The organism is Methylobacterium sp. J-088, from assembly GCF_022829295.1.
In the GTDB taxonomy this organism is placed as follows: domain Bacteria; phylum Pseudomonadota; class Alphaproteobacteria; order Rhizobiales; family Beijerinckiaceae; genus Methylobacterium.
Genome location: NZ_JAKSYH010000077.1, coordinates 1 through 17,860 on the forward strand (window position 1 = coordinate 1; position 17,860 = coordinate 17,860).

At 69.6% G+C, this 17,860-nt stretch carries 12 protein-coding genes and 1 pseudogene; 4 read left to right on the forward strand and 9 right to left on the reverse strand.

Annotation, left to right across the window (positions count from 1 at the left end):
- Positions 1 to 838 precede the first annotated feature (838 nt).
- A complete protein-coding gene (locus MKK63_RS09310; RefSeq protein ID WP_244000923.1) occupies positions 839 to 1,543 on the forward strand; it encodes a DUF1013 domain-containing protein in 705 nt (234 codons plus the stop codon).
- A 15-nt stretch (positions 1,544 to 1,558) separates the two neighbouring features.
- Here MKK63_RS09310 and MKK63_RS09315 read toward each other — a convergent pair whose 3' ends face one another.
- The gene (locus MKK63_RS09315; RefSeq protein WP_244000925.1) at positions 1,559 to 2,584 is read right to left on the reverse strand and encodes a histone deacetylase family protein; all 1,026 of its coding nucleotides are present in this window, start codon (positions 2,582 to 2,584) and stop codon (positions 1,559 to 1,561) included.
- 356 nt (positions 2,585 to 2,940) lie between these two features.
- Positions 2,941 to 4,029 (reverse strand): annotated as a pseudogene (locus MKK63_RS09320) (HD domain-containing phosphohydrolase); the annotation flags it as partial.
- Between the two features lie 541 nt (positions 4,030 to 4,570).
- On the opposite strand from MKK63_RS09320, the gene MKK63_RS09325 reads away from it, so the two are divergent.
- Entirely contained in the window at positions 4,571 to 5,455 is an 885-nt protein-coding gene (locus MKK63_RS09325; RefSeq protein ID WP_244000948.1) for a LysR substrate-binding domain-containing protein, read from the forward strand.
- Positions 5,456 to 5,747: 292 nt separating this feature from the next.
- Entirely contained in the window at positions 5,748 to 6,167 is a 420-nt protein-coding gene (locus tag MKK63_RS09330; RefSeq protein WP_244000929.1) for a hypothetical protein, read from the forward strand.
- A 582-nt stretch (positions 6,168 to 6,749) separates the two neighbouring features.
- On the opposite strand, the gene MKK63_RS09335 is transcribed toward MKK63_RS09330, so the two are convergent.
- The 6 genes from MKK63_RS09335 to urtA form a co-directional block, all read right to left on the reverse strand.
- On the reverse strand, positions 6,750 to 6,977 hold the full coding sequence (locus tag MKK63_RS09335) for a hypothetical protein (protein WP_244000931.1): 228 nt from the start codon (positions 6,975 to 6,977) through the stop codon (positions 6,750 to 6,752).
- A 431-nt stretch (positions 6,978 to 7,408) separates the two neighbouring features.
- Entirely contained in the window at positions 7,409 to 8,104 is a 696-nt protein-coding gene (gene urtE / locus MKK63_RS09340; protein ID WP_244000933.1) for an urea ABC transporter ATP-binding subunit UrtE, read from the reverse strand.
- A gap of 178 nt (positions 8,105 to 8,282) precedes the next feature.
- On the reverse strand, positions 8,283 to 9,080 hold the full coding sequence (gene urtD / locus MKK63_RS09345) for an urea ABC transporter ATP-binding protein UrtD (protein ID WP_244000935.1): 798 nt from the start codon (positions 9,078 to 9,080) through the stop codon (positions 8,283 to 8,285).
- Positions 9,080 to 10,234 carry an urea ABC transporter permease subunit UrtC gene (gene urtC / locus MKK63_RS09350; protein ID WP_244000937.1) on the reverse strand — a complete coding sequence of 385 codons (1,155 nt, stop codon included), beginning with the start codon at positions 10,232 to 10,234 and terminating at the stop codon, positions 9,080 to 9,082. The genes urtD and urtC overlap by 1 nt, the downstream gene beginning before the upstream one ends.
- A 286-nt stretch (positions 10,235 to 10,520) precedes the next feature.
- Complete coding sequence (urtB, locus tag MKK63_RS09355) at positions 10,521 to 12,092, reverse strand: urea ABC transporter permease subunit UrtB (protein ID WP_244000939.1); 1,572 nt, start codon at positions 12,090 to 12,092, stop codon at positions 10,521 to 10,523.
- Between the two features lie 260 nt (positions 12,093 to 12,352).
- A complete protein-coding gene (urtA, locus tag MKK63_RS09360) occupies positions 12,353 to 13,648 on the reverse strand; it encodes an urea ABC transporter substrate-binding protein (protein ID WP_244000942.1) in 1,296 nt (431 codons plus the stop codon).
- Positions 13,649 to 13,957: 309 nt separating this feature from the next.
- Between urtA and MKK63_RS09365 the strand changes: the two genes are divergently transcribed.
- Complete coding sequence (locus MKK63_RS09365) at positions 13,958 to 14,641, forward strand: Crp/Fnr family transcriptional regulator (protein WP_244000944.1); 684 nt, start codon at positions 13,958 to 13,960, stop codon at positions 14,639 to 14,641.
- 155 nt (positions 14,642 to 14,796) lie between these two features.
- Here MKK63_RS09365 and MKK63_RS09370 read toward each other — a convergent pair whose 3' ends face one another.
- Positions 14,797 to 17,334 carry a glycogen/starch/alpha-glucan phosphorylase gene (locus MKK63_RS09370; protein ID WP_244000946.1) on the reverse strand — a complete coding sequence of 846 codons (2,538 nt, stop codon included), beginning with the start codon at positions 17,332 to 17,334 and terminating at the stop codon, positions 14,797 to 14,799.
- Positions 17,335 to 17,860 lie beyond the last annotated feature (526 nt).

A 17,860-nucleotide genomic window follows, 5' to 3' on the forward strand; every position in this document is an offset into this window, starting at 1 on the left:
TGCGTCTCTTCCGGAAGCCGCACGTCCCTCACCCGGCTTTCTGCGAAAGCAGACCTCTCCCGCACGGGAGAGGGGACCCGCGCCTCATTCCGCGATGGTGGCGTCGCTGTCGTGTACCGTTGGTGAGCCAACGCATCATCCGCTTAAGTCTCTGTTGCGTCGCAGGCTTTTGTCGCAAAACCGGTGGCCACTCTTGCGAAACCGGCTTCGGGTGCGCGCCGCATCACGGCTCCACCAGGGCCGGGGCGCCGGCCCCCGTCGGTGCGCCTCCACCGGTCCGGCGGCGCGCAGGGGCTTCCTGAGATCGTCACCACGGCGTGGCTCACCCCAACCCGCCAGAACCCGTCCGCCGGCGGTGCGGTCGTTCCTCGACGGGGTGCGAACGCGCTGAGGGGGCGGCCGAGATTGTTGTTGGTGCGCCCCGGTCGCGTTATCTTCGGGAGTGGGACCGGCGGCGGCGACCGCCAGCCCTTGGCCTTCACCGTCTCAGGTGTTGCCGCTTCCAGAGAGGAATGGCGAGGCGGAGCGTGAACCTGCACTCGCCATTCGCTTTTCTGGACCATGCCAGAGAGATGACCATATCTCTGCACCCCCGGCCGCAACCGGCCGCGTGCGGCCTTCGCGGGTGAGTCGGTCGGGCTCACGGTGCAAGCTGAGCCGGGCTCCCGGCCCCGGTGAATCGACGCGCAGGCTCCGAACCCGCGATTGCGCCCCTCCCGGCCCCGGCCTATAGTGCCGTATCCCCATTCAACAGCGTGAGACGGGACATCCGGATCGACCATCCGGAGCCCGCGGCCCGATGCCCGGCCCCCGTCCCGCAGGCCGGAGCACGAGAGACATGTCCCAAAGTCCGCTGATGCCGAAGGCGACCGCCGTCTGGCTGGTCGAGAACACGTCGCTCGCCTTCGAGCAGATCGCCGATTTCTGCAAGCTGCACCCGCTGGAGGTGAAGGGCATCGCCGACGGCGAGGTCGCGGCCGGGATCAAGGGGCTCGATCCGGTCTCCACCGGCCAGCTCACCCGCGACGAGATCGAGAAGGCCCAGAAGGCGCCGCACTACAAGCTGAAGCCCGCCGTCTCCAAGGTGAAGCTGCCGGAGGTGAAGCGCACCACCAAGGGCCCGCGCTACACCCCGCTGTCCCGCCGCCAGGACCGGCCGAACGCCATCCTGTGGCTGCTGCGCAACCACCCCGAGTTGAAGGATGCGCAGATCATCCGGCTGGTCGGCACCACCAAGTCGACGATCCAGCAGATCCGCGAGCGCACCCACTGGAACTCGGGCTCGCTGCAGCCGATGGACCCGGTGACGCTGGGGCTCGCCACCCAGATCAACCTCGATTTCGAGGTCCAGCGCGCGGCGGCCGACCGCCCGGCCGCGGTGGCGGCCGATTCCGGCGCCTCGCTGCTGCCCACGGAGGTCTCCACGGCCCGGGACGCGCAGGAGCCGGAGGAGGATCACGGCGGCCGCGAGGAGCGGCTCGACGCGGATTCGGTCTTCGCCAAGCTCAAGGGCCGGCAGCAGGACGAGGACGACGAGGCGTAATTCGCCGTCCGCGGCCTACCGGGCGGCGTCGAAGGCCGCCAGGAAGGCCGCGAGGCTCTCCGGGAGGGCCGCGCAGAGGTAGCCGCCCTCCTGGACGAGGGCGGTGGGCAGCCCGGCCCGGGCGATGCGCTCCGCCGCGCCGGCGAAGCCCGACCGGGTGACTTTCAGGGCGCCGATCGGGTCGTCCGCCGAGGCGTCGAGGCCCAAAGCCACCACCAGCCCCCGCGGCCGATGCGCGGCGATCATTGCGAGACCCGCCTCCACGGCTTCGAGCCACGGGGCGTCGCCCGAGCCCGGCGGCAGCGGCAGGTTCCGGTTGAACCCCGCCCCCTTCCCTGTACCTGTCTCGTCGGCATAGCCTGCGAAGAACGGGAAGTAGTCCGACGGATCGGCATGGACCGAGACCGTCACGACATCCGCGCGCCCGTAAAAAATCCCCTGCGTGCCGTTGCCGTGGTGGACGTCGATGTCGAGGATCGCCACCGGGCCGCCGGTGGGGGCCAGCATCCGGGCGGCCGCGATCGCGCTGTTGTTGAGGAAGCAGAAGCCGCCGGCGGAATCCGCGTAGGCGTGGTGGCCGGGCGGCCGGCACAGGGCGTAGGCGTGGCCCTCCGCCAGGGCGGCGTCGGCGGCCGCGACGGCGCATTGCGCCGCGCCGTAGACCGCCGGCCACGTCCCGGCGCGGATCGGCGTCGAGGTGTCGGCCATGTAGAGGCCGGCGAGCCCGAGGAGGCCCGTCGGCGTCCGGTGCATGTGCGGCCGGGCGAAGACGCCGCTGAGGATCTCGTCGCCGATGCCCGGCATCTCGCCCCGGCGGGTCCAGGCCTCGGCCAGGAACGCCACGTAGGCGGGATCGTGCACCGCCCGGATCGGGTCCAGGCCGTGATCGCCGGGCTCCGCGAGGGCGTGGCCGCCCCGCAGGGCCGCATCGCGCAGGATCGCGTAGCGGTCAGCCTGCTCCGGATGCGGGATCGGCGTGCCGCGCCGCCAGTAGCGTTCGGGATCGTGCCGGGGTGAGTCGGGACTGTGGAAGACGCGCATCCCGGCAGGTTACGGCATGAGGCCGGAAACCGGAACGCGCCGTCTCAGGACCGCCCGAGGGCCGAATCCTCCGGCCGTGCGGCGATCAGATGCGGTCGACCGTTCCGTCGGTGCGCAACACCGTGGGGCAGCCCGTCGCGTCGACCGGGCGTCGGGCCTCGACCCGGGGGATGGGGCGGGCCTGCGCGATCCCCGGCAGCGTCATCCAGCGCACGTTCATGGCGCGGCTCCCTCGGCCGTTTGAGCGGATCCCGGGCCGGCGGTGCAACCGGCGGCGGGCGCACCGGTGCCTCGTCCGGGGCGATCAGGCTGTGCGGATCGTGCACCAGCCACCCGGACGGGCCCTGCGGCTCGGCCGCGATCTCGCGGAGCAGGGTCGGGACCCGCGCCCAGGGCTCGGTGACCGGCCGGATCGCGGCCCGCTCCTGGCCGCCGGCGACGCGAATATCCGCCCAGCGGGCGCAGAAGGCCGCGACGCAGGCCGGATCGAAATGGCGGCCGCTCTCGGCGCGCAGGCTGTCCAGGGCCGCCTCGAAGGATATTGCGGCCTTATAGGGACGCTGCGTGGTCAGGGCGTCGAACACGTCCGCCACCGCGACGATCCGGGCGGCGAGCGGGATCGCGGTCCCGGCGAGCCCGTTCGGGTAGCCGCCGCCGTCCCACCGCTCGTGATGCGCCTCGGCGATCTCCGCCGCGAGGCGGATCAGCTCGGATGCGCTCCCGCCCAGGATCCGCTGGCCGATGGTGGTATGCGTCTGGACCACGGCGAACTCGTCCGGATCGAGACGTCCGGGCTTCAGCAGGATGCTGTCGGGCACGCCGACCTTGCCGACATCGTGCAGAGGCGCCGCGAGATAGAGGCTGCGGCAGACATCCGGGGCGAGCCCCAGTTCCTCGGCGATGATCTGGCTGTAGCGGGCGACCCGCCAGGTATGGTCCCCCGTGTCGCTGTCGCGATACTCGACCGCGAGGGCGAGGCGGAAGATGATCTCCTCCTCGCGCTCGCGCATGTGGCGCAGGGCCGCCTCGACCTCGCCGTCGAGCCAGGCCGCCTGCTCGGACAGCCGCCGCACGGCCTTGGCGAGGCGGATCATGTTGCGCAGACGCACGGTCAGCTCGACGCCCCGCATGGAGGTGTCGAGGAAGTCGGTCGCCCCGGCCTCTAGGGCGGAGAGCCGCACCGCGTCCGAGATGTCCTCGGCCAGCATCACGATCGGCACCTGGGCGTAATGCGGGATGGTCCGCATGCGCCGGATGAAGGCGATCCCGTCCATGGCGCGCAGGTGGCAATCGACCAGGACGAGGTCGAAGGCCCGGATCTGCGCCTCCACGAGCGCGGCGCCCGGATCGGCGTGATCGGTCACGCTCACGTCGGGCTTGGCCTCCAGCAACTGGCGCAGCCGCAGGCGCATGACCGCGCTGTCGTCGACCAGGAGCGCGTCCATCAGGGGCTCCCGGGCGGCGGCTTCGGTGCGCCCGGCGCGGGGCCACTCGCCGGGCGGTGCCGATGGCGGTCCATCCGGAGGGACGTCGAACATCCCGGTCCCCACCCTTGCGGTCGCGGGCGGATCGGACTGAGTCCCGGGGCGGGCATGCGCAAGAGATTTGTCATTGAAGCGGACGATCCGGGGACTGTCTTACAGATTTGGATTGCCTCGCGTTAAAAGGAGGTAAATAATTATTCTCCGATCCTGAGTAAAAATAACTCCGTATCCAGATGTTTTTCTGGGGATTTTGTAAGACGATCTCCGTATCGGAGCGCCTCAATGCGGGCATAAAAAACCAAAGCTCGCGACGATAGTACATATCCAGCTCTTACTTCAGCACGACCGTGAACAGGATTGGATGGCTGCAGGGGTGGTTATCCCCGCAGGCGGGTCCTGCATCCGGCGCGCTGACACGGGGACGGGCTGAGGCTACCGTCGGTCGCCCGCGGGCGGCGTGTTCGACCGGCCGGCGCGGGCGCTGTCGGAAGAGGCCGGGGCGATGATGCGGTTCGATCTCACCGATCTCGGCCTGTTCCGGCATGTGGTCGAGGCCGGCTCGATCACCCATGGGGCGGCGCGGGCGAACCTCGCCCTGGCGGCGGCCTCCACGCGGATCCGGCTGATGGAGGAGTCGCTCGGGGCCGCGCTGCTGACCCGGGGGCGCCAGGGCGTCAATCCGACCCCGGCGGGGCGTGCGCTCCTGGTCCATGCCCGGGAGGTCCTGTCCGCGGTCGAGCGTCTGCGCGAGGAGATGTCGGCCTATTCGGGGGGCGCCTTCGGCCAGATCCGGGTGCTGGCCAACACCAACGCACTCACCGAATTCCTGCCGGAGGCGCTCTCGGCCTTCCTGGCCGACCATCCCGGGATCGGCGTCGAGATCGAGGAGCGTACCTCCGAGGAGATCGTCGGGCTCGTGGCCGAGGGGGCGGCCGATCTCGGTATCCTGTCCGGCACGGTGGATACCGGCTCGCTTCGGACCTTCCCGTTCCGGGAAGACCGGTTCGTGCTGGTCGCCGCCCGGGACCATCCCCTGGCGGGGCGCGGGGCGATCCCCTTCGCAGAGGTGCTGGGTCACGATCTCGTGGGCCTGGACCGGCGCAGCGCCATCAGCCGGTTCCTCGTCGCCCAGGCCGCGCGGGAGGGGCGCCCGATGCGCCTGCGGGCGCAGCTGCGCGGGTTCGATGCCGTCTGCCGGCTGGTGGACGCCCGGGTCGGGCTGGCCGTCCTGCCCGAGAGTGCGGCCGTCCGGGCCGCCCAGGGCCTCGCCCTCGCGGTGGTGCCGCTGGCCGACGCGTGGGCGCGGCGCGACCTGACCCTGTGCCTGCGCGACCTCGACGGGCTCCCGCCCTTCATCCGGGCCTTCGTGGCGCAGTTGCGCGGCTGAGAGGGCGGGTCCAGAAGCGCGCTTTCTCTGGGGTCCCGCGATGGCCGATCGTCGCCCCCAAACGGGGCCGATCGTCGCCCCCAAACGGGGCCGATCGTCGGCTCGATGGGGGGCCGTGCCGCCGCAAGCGCGAAGGCTCGGCCATTGGACACTGCGGACGCACTGCTATATCAACGGGAGCAAGCTTGGCCAGAACGGCCGAGTATTGCTTTCAGGTGCCAATATGGTGTCGCGGATCGCGGTTGTAGGGCTCGTTCTGCTCTCGGCAAGCGCCTGTTCTCGAATGCCCAACGTGCCGACCGCGTACAGCTCCCTGCCGCCCCTGACGGTGGAGCACCCGGCCGGTCTGAAGGCGGTCCCGAACCCGGCTGTCCCGGTGGCGGCCCTGCCGGTCATCCGCATCCCGGGCACGGCCCTGGCGCACGGGGGCTCTGGCGAGAGCCGGGGCGCGCAGGTCAACCCCCTGGATGTTCTGGCCGCTTCGACCCGCGCGCGGCTGGCTTGGCAGACCCTGAGCCCGACGGAGATGGCACGGCCGTCCTTCGTGGTGAACCGGGACGCCGTCGCGCGCTTGGGCGTCGGCGAAACGGGGGCGACCGGCGGCAGGTCCACCGTTCAGTTCGAGACGCGCTCCTACAACCGCGAGGCGATGATGCGACGCCTGGAGAAGGAAGGTCGCGGCGCCGCCAAGCCGATCTGCTCCGGCTGCTGAGACGCCCGGCGTGATCCAGGCCGCGTTTCAGGAGCCTGTGTGAGGCGCCCGATCCGTCTCTCGGGATGGCGCGATCCCGCTCGAATCGGGTCCGATCAGGCTGCACACAGAACGGGAAGCCGCCGGGCCGTCCCACCCAATGCCCTCCTCCTTCGAGGCTCGCTGCGCTCGCACCTCAGGACGAGGGGATTGGGTGGGAGCGCGCGTGACCCAGTCACGCGTTTCTGTCGTGTGCCCTGCGCGTTGCCCACGGTACACGACACTTGTCTGCCGCCTGGGTCGGCAAGCGCGACCTGCCCCTCTCCCATGCGGGAGAGGGTTGGGGTGAGGGTCGAGACGGTTCAGGATCGAGCGCACCTCGAAGCCCTGACGCGGCATGGCTCTTCCGGATAGGTCTCATCCCTCACCCGGCTTTCTGCGAAAGCAGACCTCTCCCGCACGGGAGAGGGGACCCGTGCCCTATTCAGCAACGGTGGCGTCACTGTCGTATACCGTGGCGCGTTGCCATCGAGCCTGGCTCTAAGTCTTTGTCGTAGCGCGCGGTTTAGCGCCGAACGGGCGTCCACTTCGTTGACGAGGACCCTAGCGCGGGCCTCCTCGGGCCGACTCCCCAGGCTCTCCGGCCGTGCCATCCGTGCTCGTCCCGCGGGCTGCCCGGGCCATGGCGATCAGATCGGCGGCGGCCAGGGGCGCGTCGTCCGATGCGGGCCCGCCCCCGACCAGCCACAGGCCGGGCGGACTCGTCCGGATCCGAAGACGCTTGGCGCGCGCCGTCCGGCGCATCGCGCCTGACACGATGGCAGTCTCCACGAGGCGGCGTCTCCCGGTCAGCGGGGATTGGGCTGCGGACGCGGCCGCGGCAGGGAAATGGTGACCAGCTTACCGGTGGTGGGATCGAGGATCGTCATGGGGCGCTCCTGCGGCAGGTCGCCATGGCAGTCTCGAATTGTGGTTTAACCTTGGCCGTCCGGGGACGCGTTCACAGTTTTCGCGAAATTTGTACCGCGCGCGCGTCCGGCGAATTCTAAATAGTCGCGTAAATAATGATATTCGCGTGGGGTTCGGCGGGGGCGGAGTGGCGCATCGCGCCCTCCCCGCGAGGGCGCGTGGATTCACACATTTCAGAGTGCCACCAACCTCCTGAGAGGATGGCGCTCTTCCCCTCCCCCTTGCGGGGAGGAGAGAGCCCAGCGGCCAGCGAAGTGTGAATATCGTAGACCGCGGGGGCGAGGGCGCCTGCCCTACACCGACATCCACTTGAGGACGTCGGCCTCGACCATCCCGGCCCGGGGCCCGGCCAGCACCACCTGCCCGCGATCCATCACCGCGTAGGTATCGCAGAGGTCGCGGGCCCATTCGAAATACTGCTCGACCAGCACGATGCCCATCTCGCCCTTGCCGCGCAGGTAGGTGATCGCCCGGCCGATATCCTTGATGATCGAGGGCTGGATGCCCTCGGTCGGCTCGTCGAGCACGAGGAGTTTGGGCCGCGTCACCAGCGCCCGGCCGATGGCGAGCTGCTGCTGCTGGCCGCCCGAGAGGTCGCCGCCGCGCCGGTGCAGCATGTCCTTGAGCACTGGGAACAGGTCGTAGATCTCCCCCGGGATGTGGCGGTCGCGGCGCTTCAGGGGCGCGAAGCCGGTCTCGAGGTTCTCTTTGACGGTGAGCAGCGGGAAGATCTCGCGGCCCTGGGGCACGAAGGCGATGCCGGCCCGGGCCCGGTCGTAGGGGGCGAGCGCCTGGATCGGGCGGCCATCGAGGCGGATCGCGCCGGCGCGCACGGGCTGCTGGCCGACGATCGCCCGCAGCAGCGAGGTCTTGCCGACGCCGTTGCGGCCCAGCACCGTCGTGATCTGCCCGGCCTCGGCCGTCAGGGAGACGCCGCGGAGCGCCTGCGCGGCGCCGTAATAGAGGTCGATCCCCTCGACGCTCAGCATGGGAGTTCACCATCGGACTGCGCGCGCGAACAAAGGAATTCCAAAGGGCGTGCCCTTTGGTGGGTCGTCAGGGCGAAGCCCGACACTCGGGCGAAGCCCGACGTTCGAGCTTCGCTCGACAGCAGGGCTCTGCCCTGCACCCGCAAAAGGTCTCGACCTTTTGAAACCATGACCTTGGTCATCGCCCGAGATACACCTCGACCACCCGCGGGTCGGCCGAGACGGCGTCGATCGAGCCCTCGGCCAGCACCGCGCCCTCGTGCAGGCAGGTGACCCGGCAGCCGAGGTCGCGGACGAAGTGCATGTCGTGCTCCACCACCACCACGGCGTGCTCGCCCGCGATCCGCCTCAGCAGGCGGGCGGTCTCGGCGGTCTCGGCGTCGGTCATGCCGGCCACCGGCTCGTCGACGAGCAGGAGCTTGGGGTCCTGCGCGAGCAGCATGCCGATCTCCAGCCATTGCTTCTGACCGTGGCTCAGATCGGCCGCCGGGCGGCCGCGGTGGGCCAGCAGGCCGACCGTCTCCAGCAGGGCATCGATCCGCTGCGCCTCCACCCGGTTGCGCCGGCCGAACAGGGACGCGAATGCCGCGCGCGGACCTTTGAGCGCCAGCAGGATGTTGTCGGCGACCGTATGGCTCTCGAACACGGTCGGCTTCTGGAACTTGCGGCCGATGCCGAGGTCGGCGATCGCCGGCTCGTCGCTCTTGAGCAGGTCGTGGGTGCCGTCGAACAGCGCGATCCCGCTGTCCGGCCGGGTCTTGCCGGTGATGCAGTCCATCATGGTGGTCTTGCCGGCGCCGTTCGGGCCGATGATCGCCCGCAACTCGCCGCGGGCCAGCGTCAGCGACAGGCCGCGCAGGGCCTTGTAGCCGTCGAAAGTCACCCGCAGGTCGTCGAGGTAGAGGAGCGCGTCCGTCTCGCGCTTCCGGTTGGCGGGGCCGCTTGCATCCGGGCGTTCGAGGAGGTCGATGCTCATTACGAGCCCTGCCCTTGTTCCACGCGTTTCGGGGCGATGGCGGGCTCCGGCGGCAGCCTGGCGGCGGCGCGCCGGGAGCCGAGCCGCTCGATGGCGGTGCCGACGAGGCCGCGGGGCAGGAACAGCGTCACGACCACGAACAGGCCGCCCAGGCCGAACAGCCACGCATCGGGCATCACGCCGGTGAGCACCGTCTTGGCGTAGTTGACCAGCACGGCGCCGAGCGCCGCGCCGACCAGCGTGCCGCGCCCGCCCACCGCCACCCAGATCACCGTCTCGATGGAGTTGGTCGGGGCGAACTCCCCCGGGTTGATGATGCCGACCTGCGGCACGTAGAGGGCGCCGGCGACGCCCGCCATCATGGCCGAGACCGTGAAGGCCAGCGTCTTGAAGTGCTCCGGCCGGTAGCCGAGGAAGCGGGTGCGGCTCTCGGCGTCGCGCACGGCGATCAGGATTTTTCCATACGCCGAGACTGTCATCACCCGGGCGATCAGGTAGCCCAAAGCCAGCGCGATGCCGGTGGCGACGAAGATGCCCACGCGAAAATTCTGGGCCTGAACCGAGAGGCCCAAGAGATCTTTGAAGTCGGTGAGGCCGTTGTTGCCGCCGAGGCCCATGTCGTTGCGGAAGAAGGCGAGCATCAGCGCGTAGGTCATCGCCTGGGTGATGATCGACAGGTAGACGCCGGTCACCCGCGACCGGAAGGCGAGCCAGCCGAACACGAAGGCCAGCAGCCCCGGCACCAGCAGCACCATCAGGGCCGCGAAGGCGAAGTGGTCGAAGCCGTACCAGTACCAGGGCAGTGCCTTGTAGTTCAGGAACACCATGAAGTCGGGCAGGACCGGGTTGCCGTAGACGCCCCGGGGGCCGATCTGGCGCATCAGGTACATGCCCATCGCGTAGCCGCCGAGCGCGAAGAACGCCCCGTGGCCGAGTGAGAGGATGCCGCAATAGCCCCAGACGAGGTCGAGGCTGACCGCGAGCAGCGCATAGGCGAGGTACTTGCCGAACAGCGCCACGAGGTAGGTCGGCACGTGCAGCCCGGAGCCCTCCGGCACCGCGAGGTTCAGCACCGGCACCGCGAGGCAGAAGGCGGCCAGGACGGCGAGGAAGATCCAGCCCTTCAGATCGATGAGGGGGGTGCGGGCGGTCATGGGGCGATTCCTCGTTCGCGCCCGATCTGATCCCCGCGCAGGCCACTGGCTTCGTTCAGGCTGACGGAAAGGGCGGTCCGGATCTGGCGCGCACCCGCCCTCCCCCCTTTGCGGGGGAGGGTGGCCCTCGCGTGCGCGAGGGTCGGGAGAGGGGAGCAACGGTGCAGAATAGGGCTCCGACCTCCATAAAGGCCGCGCCTCCTGCGGATGCCGCGTTCCCCTCTCCCCCCCTGCTTCGCAGGGGACCCGCCCCCGCAGAGGGGGGAGGGAGCGCCCATCGGTCTGCTCACGATTCCACCGCCCGGCCCTTGAGCGCGAACAGGCCGCGCGGGCGCTTCTGGATGAACAGGATGATGAAGATCAGGAGGCCGATCTTGGCCAGCACCGCGCCGACATACGGCTCGGCGAGCTTGTTCACGACGCCGAGCGTCAGCGCCGCCACCAGCGTCCCCCAGAGGTTGCCGACACCGCCGAACACCACCACCAGGAACGAGTCGATGATGTAGCCCTGGCCGAGATTGGGCGAGACGTTGTCGATCTGCGACAGCGCCACCCCGGCGATCCCCGCGATGCCGGAGCCGAGCCCGAAGGTCAGCGCATCGACGTAGGGGGTGCGGATGCCCATCGCGGCGGCCATGCGGCGGTTCTGGGTGACGGCCCGGGTCTTGAGGCCGAACGAAGTTTTTCGGAGCACGAAGAGCAGCCCAAGGAACACGGCCAGCGCGAACACGATGATCCACATCCGGCCCCAGGTGATCGACAGGCCGTAGAAATCGAAGGCGCCGCTCATGAAGGCGGGGGCGCCGACCTCGCGGTTGGTCGGGCCGAAGAGCGAGCGCACGCCCTGCTGCAGGATGAGGCTGACCCCGAAGGTGGCGAGCAGGGTCTCCAGCGGGCGCCCGTACAGGAAGCGGATGATGAACCGCTCGATCAGCACGCCCATCAGCCCGGCGACCAGGAACGCGCAGGGGATGCTGATCGCCAGCGACCAGCCGAACAGGGACGGCGCCTTGGTGCGGATCAGCTCCTGCACGCCGTACGTCGTGTAGGCGCCGAGCATCACCATCTCGCCGTGCGCCATGTTGATCACGCCCATCACCCCGAAGGTGATGGCCAGCCCGATGGCGGCGAGCAGCAGGACCGAGCCGAGCGAGATGCCGTACCAGACGTTCTGGAGGGCCCCGAGGATGGCGAGCCGCGTCTCGATCGCCGCGATGCCGCGGGCGGCCGCAGCGCGGACCGCCTCGCTCGGATCCGCCGCAAGACCGCGCAGGATGCCCATCGCGTCGCCATCGCCCCGGGCCTGGATGGCGGGAATTGCGGCAATCCGGTCCGCCTCCCCGGTGCCGGGCTTGGCCAGCAGCACGGCGGCGCGGGCCTCGGTCAGCGCCTGGCGGATTCCGGCCTGCGTCTCGCGCGCCAGGGCCGCGTCGAGGGCCGGCAGCGCCGCCGCGTCCCGGGCCTTGAACACCGCGTCGGCGGCGGCGCGGCGCTTGGCCGAATCGGGGCTCGCGAGGTCGAGCTGCCCGCGGGCGGCCTCGATCGCCCGGCGGACCCGGTTGTTGGCGCGCACCGGCTTGAGGTCGGGGCTGTCGGCCGCCGGGGCGCCGGTCTTGGCGTCCACGACGGCGTTGCCCTGCCGGATGAGCAGGGACTTGTCCGGGCCCACCAGCAGGCGGCCGTCCGACAGGGCCGAGAGGATCGCGTCGGCGCGCGGGTCGCCGCTGGCCGCGAGCCCCGAGACGCCGGCCTCGATCTCGGCATAGCCGTCGCCGGCGAGCTGACCGTAGGGATCGGGCGCCTGGGCCAGCGCCGGGGCGGCCAGCAGCAGGAACAGGAGGGTGAGGAGACGGAGCATCGATGCCGTTCTGCGAGCCGGGAGCGGTGCGCCACATGGGTGAGGCGCGTATCCCCTCATCCCCGCGCGCGGGGAGAGGCCCGCATGGACCGCGTCGTCCATGCGGGGAGCGGAGGCGAAGCCGGAGCGGCGGTGAGGGGGTGGCACCGGATGAGGCTCATCCCGAATCGCCCCCTCACCTTCGGCTGCCGCCTCGCTTCCTGCCCCGACAAGGGGGCAGGAAGCCCTCTCCCCGCAGGCGGGGAGAGGGGAGATGCGGCTTACGCGCCGCCGCAGCTCTTGGTCTTGGTGTTGTAGTTGCCGCACTTGAGCTTGACCCAGTCGGCCTCGAGGTCCTTGGAGCCCTCGAGCTGCTTCGACCACGCCTCGCCGGGGATCAGCTTCTCGGTCTTCCACACCACATCGAACTGGCCGTTCGCCTCGATCTCGCCGATGAAGACCGGCTTGGTGATGTGGTGGTTCGGGAGCATCGTGGCGGTGCCGCCGGTGAGGTTCTTCTGCTCGATGCCCGGCAGCGCGTCGATCACCTTGTCGGGGTCGGTGGTGCCGGCCTTCTCCACCGCCTTCACCCACATGTTGAAGCCGATATAGCTGGCCTCCATCGGGTCGTTGGTGACGGCCTTGGGGTTCTTCCGGAACGCCTGCCACGTCTTGATGAAGTCCTCGTTCTCCGGCGTCTTGATCGACTCGAAGTAGTTCCAGGCGGCGAGGTGGCCGGTAAGCGGCTTGGCGTCGATGCCGGCGAGTTCCTCCTCGCCCACCGAGAAGGCGACGACCGGGATGTCGGTCGCCTTGATGCCCTGGTTGCCGAGTTCCTTGTAGAACGGCACGTTGGCGTCGCCGTTGATGGTCGAGACCACGGCGGTCTTCTTGCCGGCCGAGCCGAATGCCTTGATCCTCGACACCTCGGTCTGCCAGTCCGAGAAGCCGAACGGCGTGTAGTTGATCAGGATGTCCTCGTCCTTGACGCCCTTGGACTTGAGGTAGGCTTCGAGGATCTTGTTGGTCGTGCGCGGGTAGACGTAGTCGGTCCCTTCCAGCACCCAGCGCTTGGCGCCGCCGCCATCCTCGGACATCAGGTAGTCGACCGCCGGGATCGCCTGCTGGTTCGGGGCGGCGCCGGTGTAGAACACGTTGCGTTCGCTCTCCTCGCCCTCGTACTGGACGGGGTAGAACAGGATGTTGTCGAGTTCCTTGAACACCGGCAGCACGGACTTGCGCGACACGCTGGTCCAGCAGCCGAACACGGCCGCGACCTTGTCCTTGCTGATCAGCTCGCGGGCCTTCTCGGCGAAGAGCGGCCAGTTCGAGGCCGGATCGACCACCACCGGCTCCAGCTTCTTGCCGAGCACGCCGCCCTTGGCGTTCTGCTCGGCGATGAGCATCAGCATCGCGTCCTTGAGGGTGGTCTCGGAGATCGCCATCGTGCCCGAGAGCGAGTGCAGGATGCCGACCTTGATGGTCTCCTGCGCGTGTGCGGCCCCTGCGCCCGCGGCGCCGATGGCGAGCCCGGCGGCCAGCGCCGCGGCCCGGCCCCACGTTCCAAATGCTATCACGGCGGTGCCCTTCGTCGTCTTCGTTGAGACGGCCCGAAGCTCGCAATTCATGTGCCACATATTTAGGCAGTGGCCACGGCGTGGCCGATTTCCGAACGTGCAACTGCCCGCCTGCACGGCTCCGAACGCGCCGAATCCAGTGTACGCCAGTCGGTAGTGTAAGAATCCAGACGGATTGCGCTCGAAAAACTAACCTACTCGATACTGATGGTTTGTGCGGTGTGAAACAGTCAGGATCATCCGTCTGGATCTCGGGACGCGGGTGATTGGGAGATGGCCCGTGCTCCCGCCCGGATTCCGAGGGGGGCCATGGCGCTGCCGCAGCAATCCGCCGTTCGAAACCGTCTGCTCGCCGCCCTGACGCCGGAGGAGTTCGACCGCCTCGCCTCCGCACTGGAGCCGGTGCCCCTCGCCCTGCACGACGTGCTGATTGCACCGCAGCAGCCGATCACACAGGCCTACTTCGTCGAGGGCGGGATCGTCTCCCTCGTGGCCGACACCCGCGAGGGGCGCATCGAGATCGGCCTCACGGGCCGCGAGGGCTTCGTCGGCGTGCCGCTCGCGCTAAGCGCGGAGACCACGCCCCATATGGCGATCGTGCAGGCCGGGGGCGAGGCGCTGCGCATCGGGGCCGACGCCTTGTGCGCGGCGCTCGATGCGAGCGCCAGCCTGCGCCGGGTGCTGGGGCGCTACGTGCAGAGCCTGATCGTGCAGGTGGGGCAGACCGTCCACGCCAATGCCGATCTCACCGTCGAAGCGCGCCTCGCCCGGTGGATCCTCATGACCCATGACCGCCTGGACCAGGACGAGCTGCCCCTGACGCACGAGATGCTCTCGAAGATGCTCGGCGTGCGCCGTCCCACGGTCACGATGGCGACCCACACGCTGGAGGGGGCCGGCATGATCCGGGCGCGGCGCGGGCGCATCACGGTGATCGACCGCGTGAAGCTGGAGGGTCTGGCGGGCGCGATTTATGGCAGTGGCGGAGTGTAGCGGATCCGCGCGTTTCTTCGGTCGGAGGATGGGCGCAAGCGGCCCGGCGCGTCTCCCCCCCCGCGGAGAGGGGAGGGAGAATCCCGCGCTTGAACCGGCACCGCGCGTGTGAATCCGGCTTTCGGATCGTCGAGCGCGCCCGTGCCCCCTTCCCGTCAGCCCAGCCGAACCCGCCAGATCTCGGCGGCGTATTCCCGCATCGCCCGGTCGGAGGAGAACCACGCCATCCGGGCGGTGTTGCGGATCGCCTTGGCCCACCAGCCGCGGGGATCGCGCCACGCGGCGTCGATGGACCGCTGCACCCGCCAGTAATCGTCGAAATCGGCGGTGAGCAGGTACTGGTCGCGCCGGCGCAGATCGTCGGTGAGCGGGCGGAACCGGGCCGGCTCCTCCGGCGAGAACCGGCCGGAGGCGATCATGTCGAGCGCCGCCGCCAGGCGCGGCGAGGCCTGGATCGCCTTGGCCGCGTAATCCGGCTCGGCCTGCCGGGCGCGGACCCCGTCGGCCTCCAGGCCGAAGATGAAGATGTTCTCCGCCCCGACATGGTCGCGGATCTCGATGTTGGCGCCGTCGAGCGTCCCCACCGTGAGCGCGCCGTTGAGGGCGAACTTCATGTTGCCGGTGCCGGAGGCTTCCAGGCCGGCGGTGGAGATCTGCTCCGACAGGTCGGCCGCCGGGATGATCGATTCGGCAAGGCTCACGGAGTAGTTCGGTAGGAACACAACCTTCAGCCGGCCAGCGACCTCGGGATCGTCGTTGACCGCCTTGGCGATGTCGCAGGCGAGCTTGATGATCAGCTTGGCCTGCACGTAGCTCGGCGCCGCCTTGCCGCCGAAGATCTTGACGCGGGGCGTCCAGTCCCGGTGCGGCTCGGCCTTGATCGCCTGATAGAGCGCCACCGTCTCGACGACGTTGAGCAACTGGCGCTTGTACTCGTGGATGCGCTTGACCTGCACGTCGAACAGAGCGGCCGGATCGATATCGATGCCGGTGCGCTCGGCCACGACCTTGGCCAGGGCCTCCTTGCGCTCCCGGCGCACGGCGGCGTAGCGCGCCACGAAGGCCGGATCCTCGGCATGGGCTTCCAGGCCGCGCAGCAGCTCCGGATCGTCGAGGACGCCCGCCCCCACGGTCTCGACCGCGAGCCGGGTCAGGCCCGGATTGGCGTTGTGGAACCAGCGGCGGAAGGTGATGCCGTTGGTCTTGTTGACGATCTTGTCGGAATCCAGCGCGTGCAGGTCGGAGAAGACCGTGGTGCGCATCAGGTCGGTGTGGAGCGCCGAGACGCCGTTGACCCGGCGCGCGCCGTGGAAGGCGAGGTGCCCCATCCGCACCCGGCGGCCGTTCGACTCCTCGATCAGCGAGATCGAGGCGAGATAGGCCTCGGCATCCGCCGGCCCCTGCCGGCCGTGCTTGGACTGCTCCTCAAGGTGCATCCAGTTGATCAGGTAGATGATCTGCATGTGGCGCGGCAGCAGCCGCTCCATCAGCTCCACCGGCCAGGTCTCCAGCGCCTCGGGCAGGAGGGTGTGGTTGGTGTAGTGCAGCGTGTTGGTGGTGACGTGCCACGCATCCTCCCAGGAGAGGCTGTGCTCGTCGATCAGCAGGCGCATCAGCTCCGGCACCGCGATGGCCGGGTGCGTGTCGTTGAGCTGGATCGCCGCGTGGTCCGGCAGGGAGCGGACGTCGCCGCGCTCGGCCACGTGCCGGGCGAGCAGGTCCCGGAGCGAGGCGGCGGTGAAGAAGTATTCCTGGCGCAGGCGCAGCTCCTGGCCCTCGGCCGAGGAATCGCTCGGATAGAGCACCCGGGAGATCGCCTCGGCGCGCATCCGCGCCGCGACCGCGCCGACATGGTCGCCGCCGTTGAACCGGGCGAGGTCGATCGGCTCGCCGGCCTCGGCCTTCCACAGGCGCAGCGCATTGACGTGGCGCCCGCGCCAGCCGACCACCGGCACGTCGTGGGCCACAGCCCGCACGATCTCGGCCGGCTGCCAGTGCCGCCGGATCACCCCCTCCTCCGAGGACGACATCGTGACGGTGCCGCCGAAGCCGATCGCGTAGGCGGCCTCCGGCCGGGCGAATTCCCAGGGGTTGCCCTCGGCGAGCCACGTCTCCGGCGCCTCGCGCTGCCAGCCATCCTCGAAGGATTGCCGGAACAGGCCGTGGTCGTAGCGGATGCCGTAGCCCATCGCCGGGATGCCGATGCTGGCCATGCTCTCCATGAAGCAGGCGGCGAGCCGCCCGAGGCCGCCATTGCCGAGCGCCGCATCGGGCTCCGCGTCCTCGACGGCGCCGAGATCGACCCCGAGTTCCTTGAGCGCCGCCCGGGTGGTCTCGGTCAGGCCGAGATTGTTCATCGCGTCCGACATCAGCCGGCCGATCAGGAATTCCAGCGACAGGTAATAGACGCGCTTGTTCGGCACGCCGCGCTCGGCCGCCATGCAGGCCGCCACGATCCGCTCGCGCAGCGCGAGGGCGGTCGCCGCGAACCAGTCGCGCGGGCGCGCCGTCTCGGGGGTCCGGCCCAGCGAGAAGGCCAGCTTGGCGCGGATCGATTCCCGCAGGTCCACCACCGCGTCGCCGCTGGCGGAGAGCGTCGGGGCGGCCCAGGACGCGGGCGCCGGAGCCGCGGCGGCATGCTCCTCGTGCGCGCCTTCCAGCGGCGCGGGCCGGATCAGAACGTCGTTCAACACCTGCGGGTCCCCCAAAGTCTGAGTCCCGGATCGTTGCCGGGGAAATCGTGGGCCGATTGTCTTATGTAATGGATTGCCGCCGCGTGAACGGTCAGGCGACCCATGCCCCGAAGCCTCCGACTGTGCGGACAGCTTCCGGCGAAGTCATGGCGGCGCCGCTCCACTAAGGCGTGCAGGGCCGACACGCACGATATAGCGCGCCCTCGTGACATTCCAGTCACACGCGCCGGATAGGGTATCCGCATCGCCGGTCGCCAGCGGAGCGGTTCGCCGCTAGAGCGCTCTCCGACGAAGTGGACACCGGTTCGGCGCAAGAGAGCGCGTCGCAACAAGAGCTTTGAGGCGTGCACGATTGCAAAGCGCACGGTACACGACACGCGTCTGCCAACACGGGTGGCAAGCGCGACATGCCCCCTCTCCCGTGCGGGAGAGGGTTGGGGTGAGGGTCGAGAAAGTTCAGGATCGCGCGCACCTTCAAGGCGCTGACAGGGTGCGCCTCTTCCGGAAAGTTCTCATCCCTCACCCT

Excerpts from the sequence above, each read along its gene's own strand:
- MKK63_RS09310 (WP_244000923.1), top strand. The coding sequence starts at position 839 with ATGTCCCAAAGTCCGCTGATGCCGAAGGCGACCGCCGTCTGGCTGGTC.
- MKK63_RS09325 (WP_244000948.1), top strand. The coding sequence starts at position 4,571 with ATGATGCGGTTCGATCTCACCGATCTCGGCCTGTTCCGGCATGTGGTC.
- MKK63_RS09315 (WP_244000925.1), bottom strand. The coding sequence starts at position 2,584 with ATGCGCGTCTTCCACAGTCCCGACTCACCCCGGCACGATCCCGAACGC.
- urtC (WP_244000937.1), bottom strand. The coding sequence starts at position 10,234 with ATGACCGCCCGCACCCCCCTCATCGATCTGAAGGGCTGGATCTTCCTC.
- urtB (WP_244000939.1), bottom strand. The coding sequence starts at position 12,092 with ATGCTCCGTCTCCTCACCCTCCTGTTCCTGCTGCTGGCCGCCCCGGCG.
- urtE (WP_244000933.1), bottom strand. The coding sequence starts at position 8,104 with ATGCTGAGCGTCGAGGGGATCGACCTCTATTACGGCGCCGCGCAGGCG.
- MKK63_RS09365 (WP_244000944.1), top strand. The coding sequence starts at position 13,958 with ATGGCGCTGCCGCAGCAATCCGCCGTTCGAAACCGTCTGCTCGCCGCC.
- urtD (WP_244000935.1), bottom strand. The coding sequence starts at position 9,080 with ATGAGCATCGACCTCCTCGAACGCCCGGATGCAAGCGGCCCCGCCAAC.